Annotated in this window: 25 protein-coding genes; 8 read left to right on the top strand and 17 right to left on the bottom strand. The window is 39.1% G+C overall.

All coding sequences use genetic code 11. From position 1 onward, the window contains the following. The first annotated feature begins 26 nt into the window (after nt 1-26). Complete coding sequence (locus OGI71_RS00250) at nt 27-317, top strand: DUF4286 family protein (protein ID WP_120259911.1); 291 nt, start codon at nt 27-29, stop codon at nt 315-317. 50 nt (nt 318-367) lie between these two features. On the opposite strand, the gene OGI71_RS00245 is transcribed toward OGI71_RS00250, so the two are convergent. The 6 genes from OGI71_RS00245 to OGI71_RS00220 form a co-directional block, all read right to left on the bottom strand. Beyond that, nucleotides 368-799, bottom strand: a complete 432-nt coding sequence (locus OGI71_RS00245; RefSeq protein WP_282253334.1) for a DUF983 domain-containing protein — start codon at nt 797-799, stop codon at nt 368-370. A gap of 6 nt (nt 800-805) precedes the next feature. After that, a complete protein-coding gene (locus tag OGI71_RS00240) occupies nt 806-1,069 on the bottom strand; it encodes a hypothetical protein (RefSeq protein WP_120259909.1) in 264 nt (87 codons plus the stop codon). A 27-nt stretch (nt 1,070-1,096) separates the two neighbouring features. Beyond that, nucleotides 1,097-1,798, bottom strand: coding sequence for an RluA family pseudouridine synthase (locus OGI71_RS00235; RefSeq protein ID WP_259187252.1), 702 nt, complete (start codon nt 1,796-1,798; stop codon nt 1,097-1,099). A gap of 115 nt (nt 1,799-1,913) precedes the next feature. Then, nucleotides 1,914-2,918, bottom strand: coding sequence for an MlaD family protein (locus OGI71_RS00230; RefSeq protein WP_120259907.1), 1,005 nt, complete (start codon nt 2,916-2,918; stop codon nt 1,914-1,916). A gap of 5 nt (nt 2,919-2,923) precedes the next feature. Next, nucleotides 2,924-3,697 carry an ATP-binding cassette domain-containing protein gene (locus tag OGI71_RS00225; RefSeq protein ID WP_259187254.1) on the bottom strand — a complete coding sequence of 258 codons (774 nt, stop codon included), beginning with the start codon at nt 3,695-3,697 and terminating at the stop codon, nt 2,924-2,926. Between the two features lie 6 nt (nt 3,698-3,703). Continuing rightward, complete coding sequence (locus tag OGI71_RS00220) at nt 3,704-4,462, bottom strand: ABC transporter permease (RefSeq protein WP_077438387.1); 759 nt, start codon at nt 4,460-4,462, stop codon at nt 3,704-3,706. Nucleotides 4,463-4,718: 256 nt separating this feature from the next. Here OGI71_RS00220 and OGI71_RS00215 point away from each other — a divergent pair, with 256 nt between their 5' ends. From OGI71_RS00215 to OGI71_RS00205, 3 genes are all read left to right on the top strand, one after another. Continuing rightward, nucleotides 4,719-6,308: a DUF6600 domain-containing protein gene (locus OGI71_RS00215; RefSeq protein ID WP_282253333.1), complete on the top strand. Its 1,590-nt coding sequence runs from the start codon at nt 4,719-4,721 to the stop codon at nt 6,306-6,308. 161 nt (nt 6,309-6,469) lie between these two features. Then, nucleotides 6,470-7,651, top strand: coding sequence for a nicotinate phosphoribosyltransferase (gene pncB, locus OGI71_RS00210; RefSeq protein ID WP_120259904.1), 1,182 nt, complete (start codon nt 6,470-6,472; stop codon nt 7,649-7,651). Then, nucleotides 7,644-8,345, top strand: a complete 702-nt coding sequence (locus OGI71_RS00205) for a methyltransferase domain-containing protein (protein WP_282253332.1) — start codon at nt 7,644-7,646, stop codon at nt 8,343-8,345. Before pncB ends, OGI71_RS00205 begins: the two co-directional genes overlap by 8 nt. A gap of 121 nt (nt 8,346-8,466) precedes the next feature. Here the strand turns inward: OGI71_RS00205 and OGI71_RS00200 are convergent, their stop codons facing one another. From OGI71_RS00200 to OGI71_RS00165, 8 genes are all read right to left on the bottom strand, one after another. Then, entirely contained in the window at nt 8,467-9,348 is an 882-nt protein-coding gene (locus OGI71_RS00200; RefSeq protein WP_282253331.1) for a DUF4097 family beta strand repeat-containing protein, read from the bottom strand. Nucleotides 9,349-9,571: 223 nt separating this feature from the next. Beyond that, a complete protein-coding gene (locus tag OGI71_RS00195; protein WP_282253330.1) occupies nt 9,572-10,393 on the bottom strand; it encodes a HEAT repeat domain-containing protein in 822 nt (273 codons plus the stop codon). Then, nucleotides 10,383-10,940 (bottom strand): RNA polymerase sigma factor, encoded by a 558-nt coding sequence (locus tag OGI71_RS00190; RefSeq protein WP_282253329.1) that lies wholly within the window; start codon nt 10,938-10,940, stop codon nt 10,383-10,385. The genes OGI71_RS00195 and OGI71_RS00190 overlap by 11 nt, the downstream gene beginning before the upstream one ends. A 236-nt stretch (nt 10,941-11,176) precedes the next feature. Next, nucleotides 11,177-11,659, bottom strand: a complete 483-nt coding sequence (locus OGI71_RS00185; protein ID WP_282253328.1) for a hypothetical protein — start codon at nt 11,657-11,659, stop codon at nt 11,177-11,179. A 71-nt stretch (nt 11,660-11,730) separates the two neighbouring features. Further along, nucleotides 11,731-13,326 carry a SusD/RagB family nutrient-binding outer membrane lipoprotein gene (locus tag OGI71_RS00180; protein WP_282253327.1) on the bottom strand — a complete coding sequence of 532 codons (1,596 nt, stop codon included), beginning with the start codon at nt 13,324-13,326 and terminating at the stop codon, nt 11,731-11,733. Nucleotides 13,327-13,338: 12 nt separating this feature from the next. Then, nucleotides 13,339-16,614: a SusC/RagA family TonB-linked outer membrane protein gene (locus OGI71_RS00175; protein WP_282253326.1), complete on the bottom strand. Its 3,276-nt coding sequence runs from the start codon at nt 16,612-16,614 to the stop codon at nt 13,339-13,341. A 169-nt stretch (nt 16,615-16,783) separates the two neighbouring features. Then, nucleotides 16,784-17,887 carry a FecR domain-containing protein gene (locus tag OGI71_RS00170; protein WP_282253325.1) on the bottom strand — a complete coding sequence of 368 codons (1,104 nt, stop codon included), beginning with the start codon at nt 17,885-17,887 and terminating at the stop codon, nt 16,784-16,786. Nucleotides 17,888-18,066: 179 nt separating this feature from the next. Continuing rightward, nucleotides 18,067-18,624 (bottom strand): sigma-70 family RNA polymerase sigma factor, encoded by a 558-nt coding sequence (locus tag OGI71_RS00165; RefSeq protein WP_282253324.1) that lies wholly within the window; start codon nt 18,622-18,624, stop codon nt 18,067-18,069. Between the two features lie 107 nt (nt 18,625-18,731). Between OGI71_RS00165 and OGI71_RS00160 the strand changes: the two genes are divergently transcribed. From OGI71_RS00160 to OGI71_RS00145, 4 genes are all read left to right on the top strand, one after another. After that, a complete protein-coding gene (locus OGI71_RS00160) occupies nt 18,732-19,871 on the top strand; it encodes a hypothetical protein (RefSeq protein WP_282253323.1) in 1,140 nt (379 codons plus the stop codon). Nucleotides 19,872-19,981: 110 nt separating this feature from the next. After that, nucleotides 19,982-20,500, top strand: a complete 519-nt coding sequence (locus OGI71_RS00155; RefSeq protein ID WP_282253322.1) for an NAD(P)H-dependent oxidoreductase — start codon at nt 19,982-19,984, stop codon at nt 20,498-20,500. A gap of 86 nt (nt 20,501-20,586) precedes the next feature. Beyond that, nucleotides 20,587-20,808 carry a VF530 family protein gene (locus OGI71_RS00150; RefSeq protein ID WP_223584702.1) on the top strand — a complete coding sequence of 74 codons (222 nt, stop codon included), beginning with the start codon at nt 20,587-20,589 and terminating at the stop codon, nt 20,806-20,808. Between the two features lie 54 nt (nt 20,809-20,862). Beyond that, nucleotides 20,863-21,315 (top strand): KTSC domain-containing protein, encoded by a 453-nt coding sequence (locus OGI71_RS00145; RefSeq protein ID WP_259187265.1) that lies wholly within the window; start codon nt 20,863-20,865, stop codon nt 21,313-21,315. 156 nt (nt 21,316-21,471) lie between these two features. On the opposite strand, the gene OGI71_RS00140 is transcribed toward OGI71_RS00145, so the two are convergent. From OGI71_RS00140 to OGI71_RS00130, 3 genes are read right to left on the bottom strand one after another with little or no spacing between them, the layout of a single operon-like run. After that, the gene (locus OGI71_RS00140; protein WP_282253321.1) at nt 21,472-23,199 is read right to left on the bottom strand and encodes a hypothetical protein; all 1,728 of its coding nucleotides are present in this window, start codon (nt 23,197-23,199) and stop codon (nt 21,472-21,474) included. A gap of 1 nt (nt 23,200) precedes the next feature. Next, the gene (locus tag OGI71_RS00135; RefSeq protein WP_282253320.1) at nt 23,201-24,328 is read right to left on the bottom strand and encodes a FecR domain-containing protein; all 1,128 of its coding nucleotides are present in this window, start codon (nt 24,326-24,328) and stop codon (nt 23,201-23,203) included. After that, nucleotides 24,325-24,858, bottom strand: a complete 534-nt coding sequence (locus OGI71_RS00130) for an RNA polymerase sigma-70 factor (protein ID WP_282253319.1) — start codon at nt 24,856-24,858, stop codon at nt 24,325-24,327. Before OGI71_RS00130 ends, OGI71_RS00135 begins: the two co-directional genes overlap by 4 nt. Between the last annotated feature and the right edge of the window lie 223 nt (nt 24,859-25,081).

Here is a 25,081-nt window from a genome sequence, read left to right as displayed (position 1 = left end):
TAGCGTATAAAACCGTATTTTTGTTTATGTTTTTATACAATGTCTCTGTTATAGCAGAAGAAACGATCCACAATGACATCGTTTCTTGGATTCAGGATAATATCGTGCAATCCCAAAAATTCCAAGTGCATTTCCTCGAAATGCTCCAGTCACCCCATGAAGGAATGACTTATTGCATCCAAGTAGTTTTACCTTCAGAAGAACATATTGCGGACTTCCAACAGGTACATTTGATACCATTACAACAATTTATTTCAGAGCTGTACAAGGACAAAGTCTTCCTTTTCGACAGTACAATGAAATACTTAAAAAAATAAAGAGCTCTAGGGCTCTTTATTTTTTTAAGTATGTATACAAACTAAAATTCTTAATTTATCTTATTTCCTTTGGATTCCTGATCCTTTTCACCAATTTCCAAAGCTAATTCATAGCGTGGATCATAACTTATTTTAGGCGTTAAGAAATGTAATAGGATCAATCGGGCGTATCTAAAATTAAACGGCGCAAAAACTAAAATAGTAACCGCCAAGCCAACCAAATAGAACCAAGGAGACTCACTTCCGGTTAAAACTGCAATAGCGACAGATACAGATACAATCTCAGCAACAGAAAGAGCATAACTGACATACATCGCCGCATAAAAATAGCCGGGCTCAACTTCATATTTAACACCACAATGTGGGCAAACGTCATTCATCTGCTGCTTCCGTAGGCTATAGACCTTTCCTTCAAATACTTTTCCAACATGACATCTAGGACATTTGGAATGTATCATTGCATGAAATTTAGATGTTGGCATCAGATTCTATTTTATCTCGTTAATAAATTTCTTGGTTGGCGGATTCTTTTTACGGTATTTCTTATACCATAGATACCCCAGTCCTGCAGCTGCCAAATAGGGAATTACCAATAAAAATAAGATACCATCATTCAACCCTCTTCCTTGCATATTACCGTCTTTGGTAGAATTCTCAGCAGTCAACGTACACATGGCACATTGTGCTTGAGAAATAGATACTGTCGAGCAGCTTAGGGTAAATATTACGAGTAGATATTTAAACCATTTCATAGTCCAAAGTTACTGAAAATTTAGCGATTAGCCCACCAATACTTCAAATTTGTCCCAAAAACCATCTTGCGGCAATGAGGCCACCAATTCCATCTTTTCTTTTTTTATGGGATGTGTAAACGCTAACGATCGTGAGTGCAAACAGATACTTCCCATTGAGCTTCCTCTTGGATACCCATATTTGTTATCGCCAACAATAGGACAACCCATTGCTGCCAACTGTGCTCGTATCTGATGTGTACGACCTGTTAAGGGTTCGACCCGCAATAGGTAGAATCCATTTAATTCACCCACTATCGCATAGTCCAATTCAGCGTAGGTACCGCCTTTCACTTCACGAGGAAATGCTTTCGTTACTCTTGTCTGTCTATTTCGAATTAACCAGTTGATCAATTTACCTTCGGCATTACGTGGGCGTTGCCGTACGATTGCAAAATAAGTTTTTTTCACCATCCGGTCTTGAAAGAACTTATTCATACGTTCGAGGGCTTTACTTGTCTTCGCGAAAAGAATCATGCCACTAACAGGTCTATCCAAACGATGGATGACACCAACATAAGCATCATTGGGTTTGTCATATTTCTTTTTCAGATAGATCTTCACCATATCCTCCAATGAAAGATCCCTAGTTTCGTCAACCTGCACAATATCGCCCGCTTTTTTATTAATCGCTATCAGATGATTATCTTCAAAGATCACCTCTTTATCTGTAATTTCAGATTTATTCATTTCTTCTATACTAAAAGGTTATTCAAACCTCTGTTATTATCTAAAAAATCGGATTGAAATACCGAAAAAAGGCCCTACGCAAGCGTAAAGCCTTTTCATATCTTCTTACTAAAACTTATTGTACACTATCTGCCTTTAGTGCTTCTGCTTTTTTAGCGTTCTCTTTCATTTTTTTCTTAAAGAAGCCTCTTAACAAGAAATTATGTTGCAAAGCTTCCATATTTTCATCCAACTTTTCAGTACTAGAATTCAGATTATTAATGGCTGACTTAATTTGATTTGCTGAAGCTGGATCATTCAATAGGACACCGACCGCATTGTCTTTATCGTTCAATCGACTAGAGGCATTATTCAAGTTATTGATCAATGCATTTGCAGTCTGTGATACCCCCTGCAACTGCGCTGCAGACTGACGCAAATTTGAAAAGATAGCAGTATCGGTAGTCAGATCGTGGATCAACCCTTTATTGCTGTTCAGTGAATTTGTCAATGTAACCAAATTCGCAGATGCTTTATTGGCATTATTCATTGCAGCACTGATGGACAATAAGCTCGCACGTAATGTATTCACCATCGCTGTATCAGTCAGCATTGCACCAACCATACCTTTACCATCTGCCAAACCACGTGATATCTCGACAAAGTCTGTCGTAATCTTAGCCAAGTTTTCGTTATTTACCTGCAATGTTTCCATCATGGCCTCCATGTCGGCAGTTTTCGCTGATCTTAAAAAATCACCAGTTTCCACAGTAGGTGCATTTTGGGACCCGCCAGTGATAACAACAATTTTATTACCTATCAATCCATCAGAGCCCAATTTTGTGACAGCATCTTTACGAATATATTCTGCAGATTTCTCTTCAATAGTTAAAACAACTTCGACATCCTGTACACTTTTAAAGTGGATATTTTTAATGATCCCCACCTTAACCCCAGAAAACCAAACATTACTTCCTACTTTCAATCCTGCAACATCAGGAAATGAAGTTGCAATCTCGATGTTTCTTGTAAATTTCTTTTGTTGACTGCCTAAAATAAAAATCCCGGCCAAAAGAATCAATACGCCTAAAAAAACAAAAATACCAACAATGATTGCTCTTTTATTTTCTGCCTTACTCATGTATATTATAGAATAAAATTATAATTATAAAACGCCTTAACACGTGCGTCATCTGTATCAAAAATTTCTTCAAAAGAACCTTGTCTTTCAAACTTACCATCCAATAGCATCACAATACGATCACCTACTTCCTTCGCACAGGCCAAATCATGTGTAATAATAATTGATGATGTCTTATACCGCTCCTGAACCTCATTGATCAATCCATTGATATCCAAACAAGTGATCGGATCGAGACCTGCTGTAGGCTCATCATACATCATAATCTCCGGCCGAAGGATCAAGGTACGCGCGATACCAATCCGCTTACGTTGACCTCCCGACAATTCAGATGGCATTTGGTTGATGGCCTGAGATAAACCTACACCATCCAACACTTCCTCCACAGCATGATTAATCTCAGATCGTGTGAGATTTCGTTTATTTCTCACCAATGGAAACTCCAAATTCTCACGAACCGTCATACTATCATAGAGTGCACTATTCTGGAAAGAAAAACCAATTTTTAATCGTAATTCACGCAACTCACGATCATTTAACGACGTGACAGATTCACCCAATACATCAATTGTTCCTTCATCAGGTTTTAATAATCCCGAAATCAGCTTGATCAAAACTGATTTACCTGTACCTGAACGTCCTAACACAACAAGATTTTCCTCTTTATATAAATCTAGGTTAACCTCCTTGAGTACATGGTTATCCCCAAAAGATTTACTCACATTTCTGATTTCAATGACTGATTGAGAATGATCTATATTTACTTTAGCCTTTTCCATATACCACTATCCAAAGAACGACAAAATCTGAACAATAATTATCTCCTCAATAAAGACAAGAAACATCGAAGCAACAACGGCCGCATTGGCTGCCTTACCTACTCCTTCAGTACCTTTAGAGGAAAAATAACCACAATAGCAACTTACAGCTCCAATAGTAAAGCCAAATATTACAGCACGTAATACCATAGCACCTAAATCCTTGAAGGCAATTGTTTCAAATACCTGCGTAAAAAAACTCAAAAAACTCAAGTCATCTTTACTCATCATACTCAGATAACCACCTAAAAGGCCAATACCTGCCACATAAAAACATAGCACAGGAATACCAATAGTTGTAGCTAAAATTCTACTTACAATCAAATATTTATAAGGATTAGTACCTGACACCTCCATCGCATCTATCTGTTCAGTCACATTCATTGAACTTAATTCAGCCCCGATCTGCGACCCCACTTTACCCGATGCAATCAAAGCTGTTACCAGGGGGGCCAGCGCACGGACAATCGCAATTGAAATTAGCGATGGCAACATCGAGGTTGCACCAAATTCTTCCAAGGAAGGACGAGATTGTTTCGTAAAAACAAAGCCAACGATAAATCCTGTTAAACTAATCAAAGGCAAAGATTTATAGCCTATTTCATAGCATTGGCGTATAATTTCTTTGAATTCATATGGTGGAGTTACTAATTCGCGCCAAAACCGTAATAAGAAACGATGAATGTTTGCGAATTCTAGAAAAAAAGTCTGAAGTTTTTTAGCCATTTAAAAATATGTCTATGTCAAATTAATGTGTCATAAAACACCTCATATGCTCAACAAACACGTAACAATTCGAGCGGTAAAGGTAAATAAAAAATATGTATCTAAAATTGTCGTTTATGTAAAAAGATCATCAATTTGACTTTTATATAAAAAAAATCAGATTTATAGTGTACTGATTAAACCATTTAATACGTTATGCTGTCATAATAACAAAGACAATAGCATAGAGTTTTGTCTTACTTAAAATATTACGAAGATGAAAAATTTAGGAAACATAAAATATTGGGTACTGGGGTTAATCGGTGTTGCTTCCTTTACAAGTTGTACTACTACGATGGCGCAAAGAGGAGGATATACAGGTTATAATAACTATAACAATTCTGGTGTTTCATTTCAGACGTTCTATGATGAACTTTCACCATACGGACAATGGGTGAATGATCCAAACTATGGATATGTGTGGATTCCTGATGCCGGTCCTGACTTCCAGCCTTATGCAACCAATGGTTACTGGTCCATGACAGATTATGGTAACACATGGGTCTCCAATTACGATTGGGGGTGGGCTCCTTTCCACTACGGCCGATGGAACTACAACGATCGTTATGGTTGGGGATGGGTTCCAGATTACGAATGGGGACCAGCATGGGTAAACTGGCGCCAAAGCGATGATTATTATGGTTGGGCTCCATTAGGTCCGGGCATGAATATCAATGTCTCAGTCAATATCCCAATGAACTTCTGGACCTTTGTTTCGGTCAATCATTTTATGAACCGAAACATGGATAGATATTATGTGAACCGTCGAAATTATAACAATATCTATAATAGAACCACAGTGATCAACAATACGACGATCATCAATAATAACTATTATGTGGGCGGCCCCCGTAGATCTGACATCGAACGTTATACAGGTAGAACTGTTAACGTAAACCGTATTAACAATGTAGATCGACCAGGATCGGTGCGCAGCAGCAATAGCAGTACAAGATCAAGCGAAATCAATATGTATCGTCCGAATGTAGACCGCAACACACGCTCATCTGCACGTCCGACCAATGTTGTTGACGCTTCAACTCGAACACGTAGTAATAATAGTGAAATTTCGGACCGCAACAATCGTGTCATTTCCAACCGGGATAACATCAATACCAGATCTGGAAATCGTGAGTTATATATTGACAATAGCGGTAATGCCTCGGTAAGATCACGCAATGATGCGAATAATAATAGCGGATCTACACGTAGCTCCAGTAATACTAATGGACGCACAAGAGACAATAGTTCGAACAATAGAAATAATGTAGGTACAACACCTACTTCAGACAATTACGATTTTAGAACCCGATCCGGCAGAGAATCTAATCCATCAAATACGAACAACCCTACTTCTACCAGTAGAACCAGACAAGGAAATGCTGTTGACAACGGTGGTGTTGTCAACAGCCGAAATTCGGACTATAATACACGAGTAAGAACAGGCACCAGCACTACAGGTGATGCGGGTTCATCCCGCAGTGGGCAGCCAACAACAATGCCGCAACGAAATGGAAATTATGATGCTGGCAATACTAGAACACGCTCTAGTCAACCTGTATCACAACCTAGTCAACCGGTGCAAAATAGAAGTTATGACACTGGCAACAGCAGATCGCGCTCTAGTCAACCTGCAGCGCAACCAAGCCAACCGGTGCAAAACAGAAGCTATGAAAATACCCGAACACGGTCCTCGGCTCCCGCAGTTGAAAGATCAAATTCCTCGAATACAGGAAGTTCTTCAGCTCCAAGAACCAGATCATCTGAAGGATCAACTCGTTCAGGAGGTAGTTCAAGAACACGATAACAGATCAAATTTATAAAGTAAAAAACGGGTCAGCACATCACTGGCCCGTTTTTTTAGCATCCAACTTGTATTGACTCTTGTTTTATTTATGATGAACAATCCGCACATTTTCATGTTAATTAGTAAATTTACGGTTTCAAACAAAAATCAGATTAATAAAGATGGCTTCATTCACCTCTATATTAGATAACGACTTTTACAAATTCACGATGCAGAATGCGGTAGTCAAGCTATTTCCAAAGGCAAAAGCACGCTACCACTTTATCAATCGGGGGCATCATAAGTTTCCGGAAGGATTTGACATTCTTTTAAAGGAGGCTGTAAACGAAATGGCAGACCTACGGCTTACCAAAGCTGAGAAAGCTTTTTTTGCACGGACTTGTCCCTACATTGATCCGACCTATTTTGATTTTCTACAAGGTTATCGGTATGATCCCGATGAAATAAAAATCACACAGGATGGTCCCGATCTCGAAGTTGTTATCGAAGGGTATTGGTATCGAACGATTCTTTGGGAGGTACCGCTCATGTCACTGATCTGTGAGCTTTTCTATGAATCTCAGGATTTGGTTCGCGCGTCAGATGAAGAGGTTATTGCAACGGCCAAAGATAAAATCGAGAAATATAAAAAGCTGCATATCACAATTGCCGATTTTGGCACCCGCAGAAGACATTCCTATGAAGTCCACGATTTGGTTGTCCGTACATTAAAACAATACGGAGAAAAAACCTTTATCGGAACCAGTAATGTTCACCTAGCCATGAAATATGAAACCAAACCAATTGGTACACATGCACACGAATGGTTTATGTTTCATGCGGCAAAATATGGCTACAAAATGGCCAACCTATTAGGATTGGAGCACTGGTCGGATGTTTATCGCGGTGATCTTGGGATTGCGCTGTCTGACACCTATACAACGGAAGTTTTCTTTCAACAATTCGATAAAAAGCTTACCAAATTATTTGATGGAGTACGTCACGACAGTGGTGACCCGCTAGAGTTTACAGACAAGGTTATTGCACACTACAAGAAAAATGGTATCGATCCATTGTCAAAGACAATTATATTTTCTGATGGCCTGGATTACGACAAGGTCGAAAGAATTGCAAGTTACTGCGAAGGCAAAATATTACACTCATTTGGTGTGGGGACCAACTTTACAAACGATGTAGGACTTAGACCCATGAATATTGTCATCAAAATGACTGATGCTCTTCCAGAAGATGATCAATGGACTCCAGTCATCAAACTATCGGATGAACCTATGAAGCACACTGGCGATGAAGATTCCATCTATATCGCAAAAAAAGTATTAATGATTGATAATGACAATGTATAGAGACGTATATGGTGAGGCCCTGGATGATTACTTTATCCATCAAGAAGAAAAATTCCCTTTAATACTGCATACAAGCTATGGCGACCAAGACGAAATGCCTGTAGAAATTTTCTTTAGGGATACTGACGATTTTCCAGAACTGGAATTCATCGGATTATCACTCTGTGACGGCCGGGTATTAGATGTGGGGGCTGGCGTAGGCAGTCACAGCTTATATCTACAAGAAAAGGGGTTTGAGGTCGATGCGCTGGAAATATCGCAAACAGCTTGTCACATCATGCAACAGCGTGGTGTGCAACATATCATATGCAAAGATTTCTATGAATTCAGTGGACAAAAGTATGATACGCTTTTGTTTCTTATGAATGGTGTAGGTATCGCTGGCGACATTGACGGTTTTAAAAAGCTGTTGCAGCATAGTAAAGAGCTCCTGACCGATAGAGGGCAGCTTATTTTTGATTCATCCGATATCGGTTATCTCTACGAGGATTATAACATCAAAAAACCCAGCCATTATTTTGGAGAGATCCAATATCAATACGAATATAAAGGACAAAAGGGAAATCCCTTCAAATGGCTTTATCTAGATCAGGATAAACTGATCAAAATAGCCCATGAACTAGGCTGGGTTGTTCAGATTCTATATGAAGATGAACATGATCAATATTTAGTTCGTATGGAACCAAAAAAATAGACTACCTATTTCATGGCTTTACATAGAACAAAAAACGCACAAAAAACCCTTAAATACCGACTCAGTATTTAAGGGTTTTTGTAAATCAGAAAATAGCATACCTATTTCAGGACTTCACATACTACTTTTGGGTTCTAATATAAATATCCCCCATAGAAGTTTTCAAGATCACGTCCTGTCCGCCACCATTCATCTTTCCCTTTACAGTATTTGACATGTTGTAAACACTTTTAGGCTCCTCAACAGGCTTTTCAAATTGAAATTCATCTGCAGCGTAAATATTCCCCATTGAGGTCTTCATATCTACGTTAGCGCCGAATTTTACCGGGAAGGCTACGTCCACCGCGCCCATTGCTGCGATGAGTGAGATAGGCCCTTTGACTGGTTGCACAAATTTAGCGACCACGTCGCCCTGAGCGACTTTCACATTGAGCGGTCCAGTGACATTGATCACCTTAACATCTCCCATTGTACTAGCAATCTCGACCTCGGCTCTAATATCTTTTATTTCAATACCACCGCCATTAAAGAACCCTCCACGACCACCTCTCACACTAATCGATAGATCAAAAGGAACCCGAACATGCACAGAATCCTCCAGTGGCATACCAACCATACTGATTTCCGTAACACCAGCAATATTTTGAATGTTCATTCCCATTCCCGAATTATCGGAAAGGCCAGAACCATTGACTACACGCAATCCTTTAGCCCGGTCGTTCTCTTCCTGTTCCTCCACCTTCGCTGTAATCACAACATCTTTTCCATTATAGCCCTCGATAGAGACATTGTCAAATTTCAGCAATAGCTTCTCGCCTACATTGGGGACTTTAATTTCTTTCCAAACTCTCTTCTCACTATCACCATGAGGCATTCTCATTGTTTTAGGAGGTCTAGGTGCCTTTGGCGGAACGGCGCGTTCTGCATTCTCCGTTATTTGGGCCTGCAATGCATTAGCAAAGAGCAGTGCCATTCCCATAATCATTATTCTTATCTTTTCCATCTGTATAATTTTTTTTTCAATTGTGATGAAGCTATCAGATTTATTCTCCCTTGTGTGATTGAATAAATCATAATGGTTTCATCTTCATAATTATTACTTTCTAGTCCATTTTTTCAATGGTATTTATGAGCTCACAAGCTCCTTTTGTTAAGGTAATGAAGTGCGGAGGTTTATTCCATTAGCTTAGCACGTCTCTACAGCTTCATCGTATATATTGTTTGTTCTAGTGGTTCAGCAGTACCGCATAAGCTTGCTCTTTCACAAATTTTAATGTAAAGGGATCCTCTACAATCGCGTTCAGCTTATCCTTTGTACTATTTTTCATTTCCGCTTCATCTCTTTGTGCAATCATCTGCATCAGCTCAACCTGTAATGTAGGATCATTCTGTGCGACAAAAAAGTCCTGAACCTTTTGCTGCCTAACTTCTGGTGTCATGCCATCCAGCAAGGTCTCAATCGCTGCCATACGCACGTTACTGCTCTCATCCGAAACAGCTATTTTCTCTAATGCATGTGCTGCATCCTCTTTCAGATTTCCTTGTTTTTGGAGTGCGAGTACGGCTGCTAATCTTGTACTTGCCCAAACAGAATCCTGAAGCATTTGCATATAATCTTTTTCAAGCCCTTCTTTCTTATCTACAGGAACCTTTTGCGCCGTCCTGTTAACCTCACGATGTATTTTTGGCGTACTTGTCATCGTCTGTATTGACCGTATCGGTTCCTTCTGACCAGCTTCTACTGCTACCTCTTGTTGAGATGGGCGCAGGATGTCCACTGGCTCTTTCTGAACAGGGGCAGATTTCAAATCTGCTACTCTGCCCAAATGATCATCCTTTTTCTCCTGATTGAAGATGACAAAAGCCGCAGATCCGACCAATAATGTAGCTGCCGCAATACTTGCCCATCGCCACAAAGGTTTAATCTTCTTTTCCTGTACCGGAGGAACAACCTGTGGTCTGATTTTATTCCATAAATCCGATGACGGTTCCTTACGGTCAAATGCATCCCGATTGGTGTTCACAAAATCCTTCAAATTATCCCGCATAATTATACCTCTCCTTCAATTGTTCGTAAATTTTCTTTTTGGCGCGATGGTATTGACTCCGCACCGCTACCGCTGTCATTCCCAAAGATTCCGCGACTTCATCGTGGCTCATATCTTCAAAAAGATACAGATTGATCACCATCTTGGGTATCCCGCTCAGCTGATCAATGACTGATTCCAAATCAGTCAGCCGACATTCTCGCCACTCCTTTTCCAACAGTTCATCTTCGCCTTCATCCTGGATTTCCAGATCATCAATAGGTGTGTAATACTGCTTATTTTTCCGTAAAAGAGAAATAGCCTTATTCACTCCCATCCTTCTCAACCAAGCTTCAACACTAAGTACCGCCTGCCACTTGTCCGATTTTGAGAAAAACTCCACAAAAGTCTCCTGCAAAACATCCTCACTTTCCTCCTGATTTGACAAAATCCGATAGATCGAGTTAAAAATCTTCTTCGCATAGCGATGATAGAGCTGTGCAAAGCCCGACTCGTTACCGGATTGGCACATCGCTAATAGATCTTTATCGCTAAGTTGGTTTTGCACGTTTACTATTTAATACTGTTAATTCCTATGTTTCTATTGTATAGTCGGATCATTCTGGAAAATGTTGCAATTTAATTTTATTTTTTTTCTAAAATAAATAACATGCTATTTGTGAGCACCAATAAATCTATTTTTTTAGGTTTTAAATCCACAAAAAACACCCATGGAAAATACCATGGGTGCTTGCATTAACAAAATATACTTAATGAAGTTTTGTGAACTTCTCAATAAGAGCTTTATTTCACTTTCAGATAAGTTTCAATAATCGTATGTTTCACCCCCAGTTCGGGCAAATTCTCTTCCCCATGTTGGACAAGCGTATCCCCTTTAAATTCCAACTCAAAATCAAACTTCTTACTTTCCCAATCGCGGAGGCTACAGTATTGCAATCGCTCCTGATATTTTTTACCATCAAAAGAATAAGTTCCACCCCCCGCAATAAAATGAGGTTCCTTTCCTTTCCCCTTTTCTTTATCATGATTGAAAAATGAAAAATGATCTTCATTAAACATTTTAAACATTTCGGTTTTGCTTGTATCAGTGAAAGCAGTCACAGTGTCTTTCCCTTTGATAGTTTTAGCCTCTAAGAGTCTGTACGTCCCTGTCAAGGTTTTGTTTTTTGTGGTCTCATTTTCCTTCGTTTTATCACCTACGTTATTACAGGAAAGGAGAATCCATGGCAAAGCCGCGATTAGTAAAATTTGATTTTTTAGGTTCATAGTATTTTATAAAAGGTTTAAAGAGGCCAAACTACGAAAGTTCAGCCTCATAAAAAAACAAACCATTGTGATTATTTGTCCCACCAGACTCGGCCTGCAAGATTATCACCGCCGGGTACTGCTGAAGAGGCTGCCTTATAGTTTTCTCCATTGATAGCCGCTTCATTTGCAGGATAAGGAAAGCGACGTGGAATAGTGGCAGAAGTTGCATTCCCTGGATAATTTACAGGAGTTAGCACTGGGAAGCCTGTTCTACGCCAGTTACTCCAAGTTTCATAAAAATCAAGCATTGTGATCGTATGCGCCCAATACTGTGTGTTTATTTGCTTCAGCCCATCTGCAACATTAAATGGATGCGCCTTCAAATAAGCGTCTGCATCCGCTTCACTGATTGCCATTGATCCATCATATTGATCGAGGAAAGTCATACTACCTTTAACCCCTTTGTTGTAATGATCACTAGCACTCCCCCCTATTCCCCATCTTTGTGCAGCCTCAGCTAAAAGTAACTCGGACTCACCGTAGGTTAAAATAAATGTAGCACCTGTTCGTTTAACCATATTGGGATTAGGAGATGAATAATCTGGAAAAGTAGTATAGCTCGGATCTCCATTGATATTATACAATGGATTGGATCCAAGATCCTTACCATTAGGCATACCTTTTTGTTTTGCTGGATCAGTTATAAACCCAGCATTTTGGTCTTTGCTTTTCTCAGACAAGTATAGTTGAGTCACAGCAACCTTTCTCAATCGTGGATCATTATTTGATTTTAAATAATCAATAAAAGTCTTGGACCATTTTACATAATAGTTTTCCTGTCCACCATCTCCGAGGAGTACTTGGCTATTTCGGTTCTGGGTCACCCGGGAACCAGACACATCATGCAAGATAAAGGCATTATCTGCATTGTTGGTCATCGTCTTCCCAATTACCTTTTGGGCATATTCTTTGGCTTTGGCTTCATCTACTTTCACTAAGCGCATTGCTGTGCGGAGCAAAAGCGAATTCCCAAATTTCCGCCATTTCGCAATATCGCCTTTGTAGATAACATCTCCGGTTACTTTATCACCATCATCTTTTAAGGCTGCAGTAGCCGTTTCAATTTCCTTCAATAGATCGTTGTAGATGTCTTGTTGTTTATCGTATTTTGGTTTATAGATTTTATTGTAAAATCCCACACCTGCTTCAGAATAAGGAACATCACCATACAGATCTGTTAAACGGGCAAATATCAACGCCTTCCAAATTCTTGCGACATGATGAAGATTTGCATATTTAGGTTTATCTTTTGTAAACTCTACTACGTCAACAATATTTCTAACCTGCTCAATATAGGCGCCGACAGTTCCATTACCCCAATAAGCTGCCGTGTAACTTTCGTTTAACATATATTTATCTCCTGCCCAATAACTTACTACAGTAGACAAACCCTGCATCATTGTTGCCGAATAGATTAAATTTCCACGCCAAGTATCATAGGCAAAATCAAAACTTCCTGTATAAAACAATTGAGCAGAACTAAATGTATAATTAGGATCCCAATTATCCTTGCTGTAAGAAATTGGATCTGTATTTATTTTTTCAAAATCTTTTGTACAGCTACTTAAAATTAGTGAAGCCACTGTAACCAAGCTAACAAATGCTGGTTTTATATATCTTTTCATGATTATTTGCAATTAAAATTTAACACTTAAATTAATACCATACGTACGTACAGCGGGAACACCACCGAGTTCCAAACCTGGAAAAGTAGCATTGTAACTTGATTCAGGGTCAATATTATTTGTCTTTTTCATAATTATCCAAAGATTTCGCGCTACAGCACTAACTGTTATCGCCTTAATCTTGTTATTAAATAAATTGGATGGGAAAGTATATCCCACAACAATTTGACGTAGCTTAACAAAATCAGCATTGTTGACAAATATCTTCGATACATTGTTTGCAGTATTGGTATAGTAGGTTGCTGCTGTACGACCTAAACTTTCGCGATCTGCTACTGTTTCTTGATGTAATCCGGCAATGTATCCGTAATAATCCGTTCCTGAAAACAGCTTTCCACCCCATTTTCCATCAATCAAAAAAGAAAAATTGAAGCGTTTATAATTGAATTCATTGTTCCAACCCGCAAACCATTTGTTCATTGCAGAACCATAAGGTTTTAAATCACCACGAACAGGAGAGCCATCATCAGCCTTAACAATATTGCCATTATCGTCGTATTTATAGTCAAATGCCATAATTTGGAAAGCAGGCATCCCTACCCGATTCATTAAATAGCCTACTCCTGAGCGTGAAGTTGCGACAGATTGCTCATCCATTCCCTCGGCCAAAGACAATACTTTATTATCATTATATGAACCATTCAATGAAGAAACCCATTTAAAGTTTTCTGATTTGAGAATTGTTGCTGAAATTAATGCCTCAAACCCCTTATTTTGCATTTCACCTGCATTTAACACAGCACCGGTATAACCACTTGAAGAAGGTGTCGTTATAAACGAAATTTCATTTTTCGACTTTTTGTTATACCAAGTAAGATCTAAATTCACGCGGTCATTGAAAAGGCGTAATTCAGTTCCAATTTCCAACTCTGTTGCAGTTGAAGCTTTTAAGGAAGAATTGGGAATGTTTGCATTTGAAATTGTTCCCAATGGTTGCCCATTCAGCGTTTCGCTCCTAAAATTATAAGTTAACAAGGTTTGATATGGATCTGTAGCTTGTCCCACTTGCGCAAAACCGGCCCTCAACTTTCCATAACTCAACCATGATGGTTTTAAATATTCTGAAAAGATAAATGAACCCGAAACAGCCGGATATACAGAATTCAATTTATTGTCAAATCCGGGTGTTGCTAAAGTAGAAAACCAATCTGACCGTAAACTTCCGGTTAAATAAGCGACATCTTTATAGGCAAATTCCAATGTACCATAAGTGGATTGTGTTTCCGATTCACTCTCAAGATAACCAACAGACTTATTTTTTGCGTTTAATATATTATACACACCAAATATGGCGAAATCCGTTCCTAAATTCGTGGTCTGTTTGATTTTCGTATTTCTGTAACTCGCTCCAATATTGGGGGTCAATGTATAATCTCCTAGTACAAAAGACTTGCCAATCAATATATCTGTGTTGACATCTGCAAATTTTGTTTCTTGCTCCGCAATCTTTCCACTTGGATAATATCCCGTACCTGAAGGAACTACATTCTTGTAGTGATCGGAATATCCGTCCCGTCCCACGCGTCCCTGAAAAAACAAGCCATTATTCATTGTATATTTTGCAGTTACAGAAGCAATAGAGCGATCCCGATTGGTATTGTTGACAAATTCATTTGCAGCAAACCAAGGATTAGTTGCATAAACGTTACCTGCGTTATAGAGAATCTCATTGCCATCAGCACCTTTCCATGGCTTTAAATCATTGATATTAATACTTGTCGGTAAAAACATCGCGTTATAATTGGCATTTCCAGCACCATCAGATACCATTGGACGGTTTTTCACTTGCTCTAAAATCATATTATAACGTGCGTCAACAGTCAAACCTTTAAGTGGCTCAAATAATCCGACCAAATTGAAAGACTGTCTCTTAAGACCCGAATTAGGTACAACAGATCTATTATCTACGTTTGTTCCTGATAGACGGATTGAACCACCCTCAAAAGATTTATTCAATGCCAAAGTATTTGTCCATGTCGAACCTGTTCTATAAAACCTCTTAAGATTTCCCTTCTGCAATGAATATGGTCTTTCCTTTCCATCAAATTGCACAACCGGTGTACCATCCAACTTTGCCCCCCAACTGGAACCACCAACCTGAGCGGCACCCGCTTGGGTATTTGGCTTCTCACCATTAGCGCCCTGGCCATATACTGTTTGCCAGTTGGTATTATCTATAATTTGTTCCCCTACGAAATTGCTATTAAAATCTATCGAATTCCCCTTTCCAGATTTTGTTGTAATTAAAATAACACCTGCTTTTGCCCGCGAACCATATAATGCTGAAGCAGCAGCTCCTTTTAATACCGAAATACTTTCGATGTCGTCAGGATTGATATTGCTGATTGCATCACCTAAATCTGGGGCATTGTCCCACTGACTACCGGCGTTTCCTTTAGTATTCGCATTACCTATACCTACCGGCTTACTCTCCATAGGTATACCATTAATCACATATAAGGGTTGATTTGTTTGATTCAGACTGGAAACACCGCGTATAGTTACATTTGATGCGGCCCCTGCCCCACCTGAAGTTGAACTAATATCCAAACCTGCTACTTTTCCGACAAGTGAATTCATGACGTTATTTTCACGTGCTGTAGTCAAAGATTCTCCTGCAACCTGTGTCACTGAATATCCCAAAGAGCGTTTTTCCTTTTTCATACCCAATGCTGTCACCACCACCTCATTTAACATGCGATTGTCTTCGATTAAGATGATTTTCATATCGCCATCTTTCGTCACAGCCACTTCCTGTGATGCATAGCCTGCAAAAGAAACGATCAACGTATTGCCAGTCGCGGCGTCGATGGAAAACCGTCCATTAATATCTGTCGCTCGCCCTACAGCAGTACCTTTAACACGGACACTGGCTCCCGCTAACGGATTCCCTTTATCATCTGTTACCGTACCCGAAACGACAACTTGTTGTTGTTGACTAACCACAACAAGTCCTTCTTTGGATACTGAATAAGCCAGTCCACTTTTATTGAAAAGCTTCGCCAACACGTCCAATACCTTCGTATTATTGACATTGACAGACACTTCTTTATTTAAATTCTCGTTTGTCGAATTATAGACAAAATAATAATCACTTTGCTCTTCGATCAGTTTAAGTACCTTGCTCAGTTTTGTTTTTTGAACATCCAAGGACACTTTTTGTTGGGAAAATACAGATGCTGAAACATTGATTACAGCACACATAGTCATAATTAAGGCTAGTTTCATCCGGATAATGAATCTAAAATGCACAATATATCCATTGCGCATTTGCAATAAGCAATTTTTAATCATATTTTAGTGTTGGTTAAAATTAATATTAAGCAGCACGCCCCAATGTTGCTGCTTTTGGTTAATCATTTTTTCAATGAAGGATGGTGTTGGTCCACCATCCTTTTTATTTTTCTGAGATAGTTATTTTTTTCCCATATAGTTCAAATTTAAATGGTTCGACTTTTTGTAAAGCACTCAGTACCTGAGTAATATTTTCTTTGCTAAAGGTTGCCGTAAAGCGATATCTTTTCAATTCTTCACTTTGAAGCTGAATATCCACATCATACCAGCGCTCCAGGGTTCTTCGTAAAGATTCGAAATCTTGGTCCACGATTTCCAATCTATTTTCTTTCCATGCGATATCTGGTATTTCGGTGGTATTTGACTCCATTACGGGGATATTTTCGATTGCAATTTCCTTAATGGGCAACTTACTTAAGGTTGGCTTATTTCCTTTACTTGCATTTACCGCAAGCTCAGTTTGGTTTTTAAATATCGTAATTTTTTGATTTGGCTTAATAACAACGGAATTCTCGCGCTGTCCTTTGCTTTTCATCTCAATAGACCCCTCCACCAATACAGCTTCGGCCGTTGGTTCTTCGGGATAACTTTTCACGTTGAAGGTCGTTCCCAAAACTTTGATATCAAAATCAGAAGCCTGCACCATAAATGGTTTTTCTTTATTCTTTGCGACCTGAAAATAACCTTCACCGACCAACCGCACCAAGCGCAATTCACCATTAAAATCCGAAGACAGCTCCAATTTACTTGCTGAGTTGAGGGTAACAGTACTGCCATCAATTAACTCAAAGGTCTTCTTTTCACCTTTCTTTGTCTGATACACCTGACCAACGTTTGTTATCGCTTGTGGAGCAATAGCATTCGTCGGACGTGAATAGTACCATAATCCGCCTGCGACCAAAGCGACAAATACCGCAGCAATAGCGCCCCACTTTTGCCATGTAATCTGGCGGATAGGTGCAGATTCAATTGGCATATTTTGGAGGTCAGTCTTCAATCTCTCCATCTGTTCATGGATAGATTTTCGGTTTCCGACCAAAATTTGGTAAAGACGTTTGGCTTTTAGGATCATTTCGACCTGCTCTGGATGATTTAAGCAGTATTGTTGCCAGTAAAGGATACAGTTTTTATCTTCTCCAGAGCAGTACTTTTGAAAAGTATCGTCAATCAAAAAATCTTCTAACTGTTTATAATCTTTTTGGCTCATTCTAATGGGTATTTACCCTATAGTGCCCAAGAAGAGATCTTTTTCCTAAGAAAAAAACAAACTATTTTATAAAATACTGATAATCAGGTTGTTTATTTTAAAAAACAACACAAAGAAGAGGTATAATACTTAACGAATACGCTATGATTCGCTTACAACAACAGTTGTCGGTATTATCATTAAATGTCCTTCAGCTCCTCCCGCAATATTTTTAGCGCATCGTAAAGCGTATTATACGCCGTTTTGACAGACATCTGCGTGATTTCAGAGATCTTTTCATACGAATAGCCTTCAAAAAACTTTAGATTGACCAATTGTTTTTGGCGAAAAGACAACTTCTCCAGTGCTTCTTTCAAACGGATCTGAATAATCTCATTGGTTTGCACTTTGATTACAAACTCTTCATAAGGCATCTCAATCCATTCATCTTCCGCTTTTACATTCTGAAGCGCAGTATTAATTTTATGTTGCTTTTCGATCAGGCGTAGAATACGCCGCTTTAGAAAGGTAATAAGGTAGGACTGTACATTTTCAACGCGTTCAAGCTGCATTCTTTTTTCCCAGATCTTGACAAAAACCTGATCCGTCGCTTCACTTGCCAAATCAGTATTTCCACAGGTACGGATTCCAAAATTAACAAGTTCTTGATAAAGTGCCCCATACAGATCAAAAAATGCAGCCTCGTCCCCCGTACGAATACGCTCCCACAACAGGCGGTACCCCATTTTATTTCTCATAACAAAGCATATAATCTGTATTCAAGCTATTTTACGTCCCTGCTTCCAAAAGTATAAACTTAATCCGTAAAAGGAAAAAGTTTTTATCTTTAGGTATAGTTATTTGTATGTGGTCTGAAATTATTATTGTCCTATTTATCTGTATTGTACTGAACTACTATGTATTGCGGTGGCTTAAAGATAATCGAAAAATGCGTCCAAAAGGAATTTTGGCCTACTTAATCACGCCAATAATTTACCTATGTATCCGCTTATTGATGATGAAATGGGTATTTATTACTGTCTTTGCATTGGCCTGGATCGCGATTATTATCTTTTTGCTCCGGAAATCTATTCGCTATTTGACACCACAAAAATTTCATCCGGAAAATGAAGAATTACTAGAGGCCGAAATCGTTGACAGCAAAATTGATGAACCTATTGCCTATCCTGAGAAACCAACCAATTCTGAGCGGGTATCAGGTATAGCTGAAGTCCAGGCCATTCATTCAGATCCTCCCAGTGTAGGGCCTGATAGCCCACAGCAACTCAATTTACAACACACAGCTATTCCTGTTGACGAAGCAGCAGAAATACAGGCTGAACAACAGAAGCAAGATCGAAGACTTTTAATACTACAACGTGTCTCTTTTTACGCGACTATTTATAACCTTATTTTTTGTCTCTTTCTAATTATTCGAAGAGCTTATTTACAGACAGACGCAGAGGATGATATCATTGGCCTTTTTGGCACTTTTCAGATCAACTGTATTGTGTGTTTGGTCATCACTGCCATCATCTGCAAATTGTTTGATACGCTGAATAAATTGACCAATCTGATCCAAATGGAAAAAAGAGGTTATAAGTTTTCACTTTTTATCCTGCTTGGCATTGTCTGTTTTTTCTATTTCCGCGCAGATTTCATCACTTTAGAATCGCTAATCACTCAATCCTATACTAACCAGGGTATCTTTTTTTTTGTTGGAATAATGACCTTCCTACTCGCCCAACTTGCCTTTATGACGATCGATTATCCCAGTTTCATTCGGTATCAATTTGCGAGGAAAAGAGATTTAAAAGCAATTATTATACTCAATCTATTTCTATTTGTTTTGGTGATGATTATCTGTGAGGTCCTATTGTCGGGACTTAAAAATAGGTTCGATAGTAGCCATATTTTCACGCTGTACCCCACTGTACTGTTATTTTTTCTGGAGCGGAAAAATTACCTTCAGGCAAAAAACTATGTCAACCGTATGGATCTATAATCGTAAATTAGTCGCTTCAAAATCTTACATCGTAAAATTGACATGGAAGTGTCGGCAAATTAATAAATTAAACAATCAGGGTCTTTAATCCCAGCAAGTAAATATATTCAATGAAAACCATTTTCGCGATAATAGGCAGCGCAAGCGAACATTCATCCAATCATCAGCTCGTACGTCATCTCCAACATAAAGTAAACCCCGAGGTCAATCTTATTCTCTTTGACCGCCTGAAGGAACTCCCGCATTTCGACCCTGAGGAAAGTACATCCCGTCCGCCAATCGAAATCATCGCTTTGCGCCAGGTCATTCAGGATGCAGATCTGGTATTGATCAGCAGTCCGGAGTACATTTTCAGTATCCCAAGCGGATTGAAAAATCTACTCGAATGGTGTGCAGCAACGACCATTTTTACAGAAAAACCCGTCAGTATTATTACCGCATCAGCACAGGGCGAAACGGGCCATGCCGAGCTACAACGTATAATGCAGGGACTTGGTGCTCAACTTGATTCCGAAAGGAACCTTCTTATTCAGGGCGTGAAAGGAAAACTTGATGCAGTAGGAAATATCTGGGATGAAAAGCTCGATCAACAGCTTGATTTGCTTGCAGAACAGCTCAAGAACTCTTAGTTAAAATACCATTGGATTAAGCTTAATGGTATAACAACACAATAAAAAGTTATTATAAAGTGTACAAAGATTTCTAACTTTACAACATGCAAGAACAAGTCAATAATCCATTACACGGAAAACGGTTGGATACAATCATCGAATATTTAGTGGAATATTACGGATGGGAAGAACTGGGGCAAAGGATATCCATCCGGTGTTTCAATGAAAATCCGAGTGTTAAATCCTCGCTAACTTTTCTACGAAAAACACCCTGGGCCCGAGAGAAGGTTGAACAGCTCTATGTAAAAACCTTAGGTAAAAAATAATCTTATTTCTAGGATAATGCAAATAATCTGATTATTAAGCATATCTTTGCCGCCATGAAAAAAATTGCCGACTACCGTAAGTTGTTAAATGTGGATAAATCAGTGGATCTCAAAACCCTAAAATCCACTTACCGGACGATCATGAAAGAATGTCATCCGGATAAATTTGTCAATGACGAAGAAGGTCGTTTGGCTGCTGAACAAAAGAGTGTAGAAATGATTGAAGCTTATCATTTTTTGGTAAGCATCTGCCCCGAGACAATTGAACAACAATTACCGATCTATACAGAGACAATCACGAATTCAGGTATTCAAGATATTGATTGGAAAGCCCAGATATTGACGATCACCTTTCACGATGGCAGTCAATATGAATACTTTGGCGTCCAACGAAATGACTATGTAAAATTTGTCAATGCCGATTCTTTGGGACGATTTGCACGTAGACATATTTTCCACTCCTATCCTTATCGGAATGTATTGAAGACTGCTACAGTTGTTGCATAACTAAAACATAGATTTACAACTCAATGATACATATTGGTCCATAGACCAGTTAACACATAAGTGCCCTTTGTTGAAATAACAAAGGGCACTTATCTAAAATGTTAAATGTTTAAAAGCTACTTATATAACAGCTGTACAACCCAAATAGTTTTAGTTTTATAATTTTAACATTACCCCCGCTGTTCCACCACCATAAAACGTGTTTCTCGTACGGTCTCTTCCCCAAGCTTTCCATTGGGTACCACCGCCTGATACAGCATCTTCATCCCGCTCAGCATAATTGAAACTTGGTGCCACAAATATCGATAACGCATCGGTCAATTTATATGCCGGGATCACACGAAAGGAAGATTGGTGATTGTCCAATGATTTAAATTTATCCGTTAAATGATTACGTGTGGTAATTTCCGTACGGAGTGCAAACTTGGATTTATTCAACAGTACAGCACCCAATCCTGCTTCAAAGGCATATTTCGCAGGACCATCGTTACCAAGAACCGCACCGATAGATAAGACACTATAGAGTACCCGACCTCCGGAACGAAACTGCAACGAAAGATAGCTATCCTCGTCTATTGCCAACGACAGATTTTTTTCTCCGTTTTTGATTAGGTTTAATAGACCGATCGGGTAATCACTACTATCGGCAATATTAACTATTCCTGCGAGCTGAAATCCCTTTACTTTTTTTGCCTTATTGGCAATACCTGCTATTTGGATGCCCACATCTCCGCTGCTATTGTTTAATACACCGGCTAATTGGGTTGTTCCAGCAGCTTCCTTTGCGGTATTAGCGACACCAGCGATCTGTACGCCCCGTACCGTGTCAGCCTTATTCAATACCCCGCCAACCTGAACACCTTTAACGGTTCCAAAAACCCGATTACCTACCCCCGCTAACTGTACTCCACCAACATTACCGCCGACAGTATTAAATACCCCCGCTACCTGGAATCCCTGCATATTATATTGGTTGATATTGAATACACCCCCGAGCTCAACGCCCCTGACTCCGGCGGTTGCACCGCCGATAATATTTAATGAAAACTTATTGACAATCTGTGATCGAATAAATCCATGCGAACTTAATCCGGGTGTCATAGAAATTTGATAAGGACTATACAAAAACATACCACCCAGATTCATGCTCTGTATCTGTTGGGCAGGAGAAAGGAATATCCGGCCAAAAAAAGACTTATAAAGGCCATGATCTTCTTCATAGCCTTCGAAATAACCGTATTGCCGTTTCTTTTTATCTCCTATTTTTGCTTCAATAGGAAAAATAACCATTACACTGGTATCCCGAAACATCTCCTTACTCACATTCACTGCGATCAGATTACTTTTTTTCTTGACATCCAATTCAAAATAACCATTTTTGTCTGTTAACGTAGATAGCAAAGCGCTTCGGTCGAAAATACTGGCATTGGATATCGGATTATTGGTTCGGATATTTTTGATATACCCTGTGATCACAACCTTGTCTTTCCTCGGGGTCTGTACCTCAAAATCAACCGACATCCGTTGTGGCGTATATTGAACAATAATATGTTTGCCTAATTCTTTAAAGCTATACTCCTTACCCAAAATCCCATCGAGATAATCATATAAATTTCCCTTATAAGCCCTGGGGTAAATGACACTATCCATCTGTAAAATATTTCCATTGAAGGAAAACAACACATCTTGCCGTTCCTTTAGTAGCTGAAAGACTTCGCCAACCGTTGCTTTAGAGAAAGCAGGCATTTGAATTTCAGCAGCAAGCTTTTGCTGCGCTAGCCCCCAATGAAAGGAGCATAGCAGAGAGAATAGGATATAAAACCTGATTCGCTTTATAAAAAATAGTATCATGATGCTATCTGTACAATTTTGTTTCGAAAACATGTTATTGCTTTTTATTACTTGTTAAGTGGATTTCTTTACCCTGGACCTCAATCTTTAAGTCCAAGCTCTTTGCCATCACCTTGAGTATTTCTGCCAAACTATTTTGTTTAAATTCGGCTGTATATGGTATTTTTTCAAGAGCAGGATCATCTATCATAACCTTATAATCATATGCGTGACTAAGCACCTCAGCAACCCTCTTTAAAGGTGTATTTTCAAAATTAAACTCACGGTCTACATAGTATTTATAGAATTTATCCTGAACGGGTTTCTTTTCAACTTTCATGGTATCTAGATCTCTGATCGTCAGCATCTGATCTGGTCGCAGGAAAATCTCTTTATCTGCATAGGCCACTTTGACCAATCCCGTGGCGACGATGACCTCCGTTGCATTGGGAATGCGACGCACATTAAAACTTGTCCCCAGTACCGTGATCTTCGTATTACCTGTCGCGATTACAAAAGGATGCTTTTTATCTTTTTGTACCTGAAAAAACACCTCTCCTTTTTTCAATTCCACATTTCTGTTTTTATTGCTCCAGGTGCTTGAGTAAGCTAACTCCGTATTTTTGTTGAGTGTCACCATAGACCCGTCGGGTAGTGAATTTTGAAGTACCGTCTCTTGGCTAGCAAGATGCATTTCTTTTCGCTGTGAACGGTCAAATACATAGAATCCAACCATGCAGACCAACAAAATGCTCGCCGCGGCCCACCAATTCCATTGAATCAGGTGCGTTTTCCTGTTGGGGATTTCAGTAGGTTCCGATGTTCTCCTGTCCCTAACAACTTTAAAATCCATCCAAGCCTTATCCACATCTACTTCTGGAACCTCCAGGGGTTTAGGTAGACTATCCCATAACTTTTTCATTTGCAAATATGCCTCCCTATTATTAGCGTCTTTTTCCAACCATTCCTCTACGATCCTACGCTCAGCGTCATTCGTTTCCCCGACCATATGTCTTTCTAGCAATTCCTTATTCATAGCATATAGATAAGATAGAAATACATTTTTCACTTTTAGGTATTCCGCTTTATTGTCAGGATCTTCCTCCATCCAGCGTTGTACCAAATTATTCTCTGCTTCGTTAGTTTCCCCAACGATATATCTTTCCAGTAATTCCTTATTCATAGTATATAGATAAGATAGAAAATAATCAATGTTAAATAATCCATTAGCTCAACACGCAGATGACGCAAGACCTTACTCATATGTCCTTCGACTGTTTTTATAGAAAGATCCAATGTTGTTGCAATATCCTTGTATTTCATCTCCTGAAAACGGCTCAACTCAAACACCGTCCTACTTTTTTCAGGCAGTTCAGCCAGGGCAACCCTTAATTTTTTATCCAGGTCCTTACTACTTTCATCCACCGCAGGCTCCCATTCCTGTCGATGTTGTTCATAAGACTGATATTTGAACTTACGTTGTTCCTTTTTGAGGACATTCATGCTCTCATTATAGATAGCACGATAAAGGTAAGCTTTCAGCGAAGTATGAATCTGCTCTTCCCAATCTTTCTCCCATAACCTCAGAAATACTTGCTGTACGACTTCCTCAGCACCATCACTATCCCCCAAGTATCTAAAAGCATAACGATGCAATTCCTTGTAATGCGCTCGAAAAAGCTGCTCGAAATTCTTTTCTTTATTTTCCGACATTGGCCAAATCTACCATTTGATTAAACAATCTACTTTATACTAAGACAACACAAGTAGTCATTACCCTTATTTATTTTTTACTTTTTTTTCTCGCTGATAATAACGCTCCATCAACTTATTAATAAACAGTCTTTAAAAACCATTTCAACACCTGAAGTCAACTATCAATATGTACGATCGTCCTCCTACCATCCATATATACCCGAGAACATAATTCTTCAGT

The organism is Sphingobacterium sp. ML3W (assembly GCF_029542085.1).
Classification (GTDB): domain Bacteria; phylum Bacteroidota; class Bacteroidia; order Sphingobacteriales; family Sphingobacteriaceae; genus Sphingobacterium.
The sequence above is the reverse complement of the archived record's forward strand: the minus strand, read 5'-3'. Positions and strand labels throughout refer to the sequence as shown.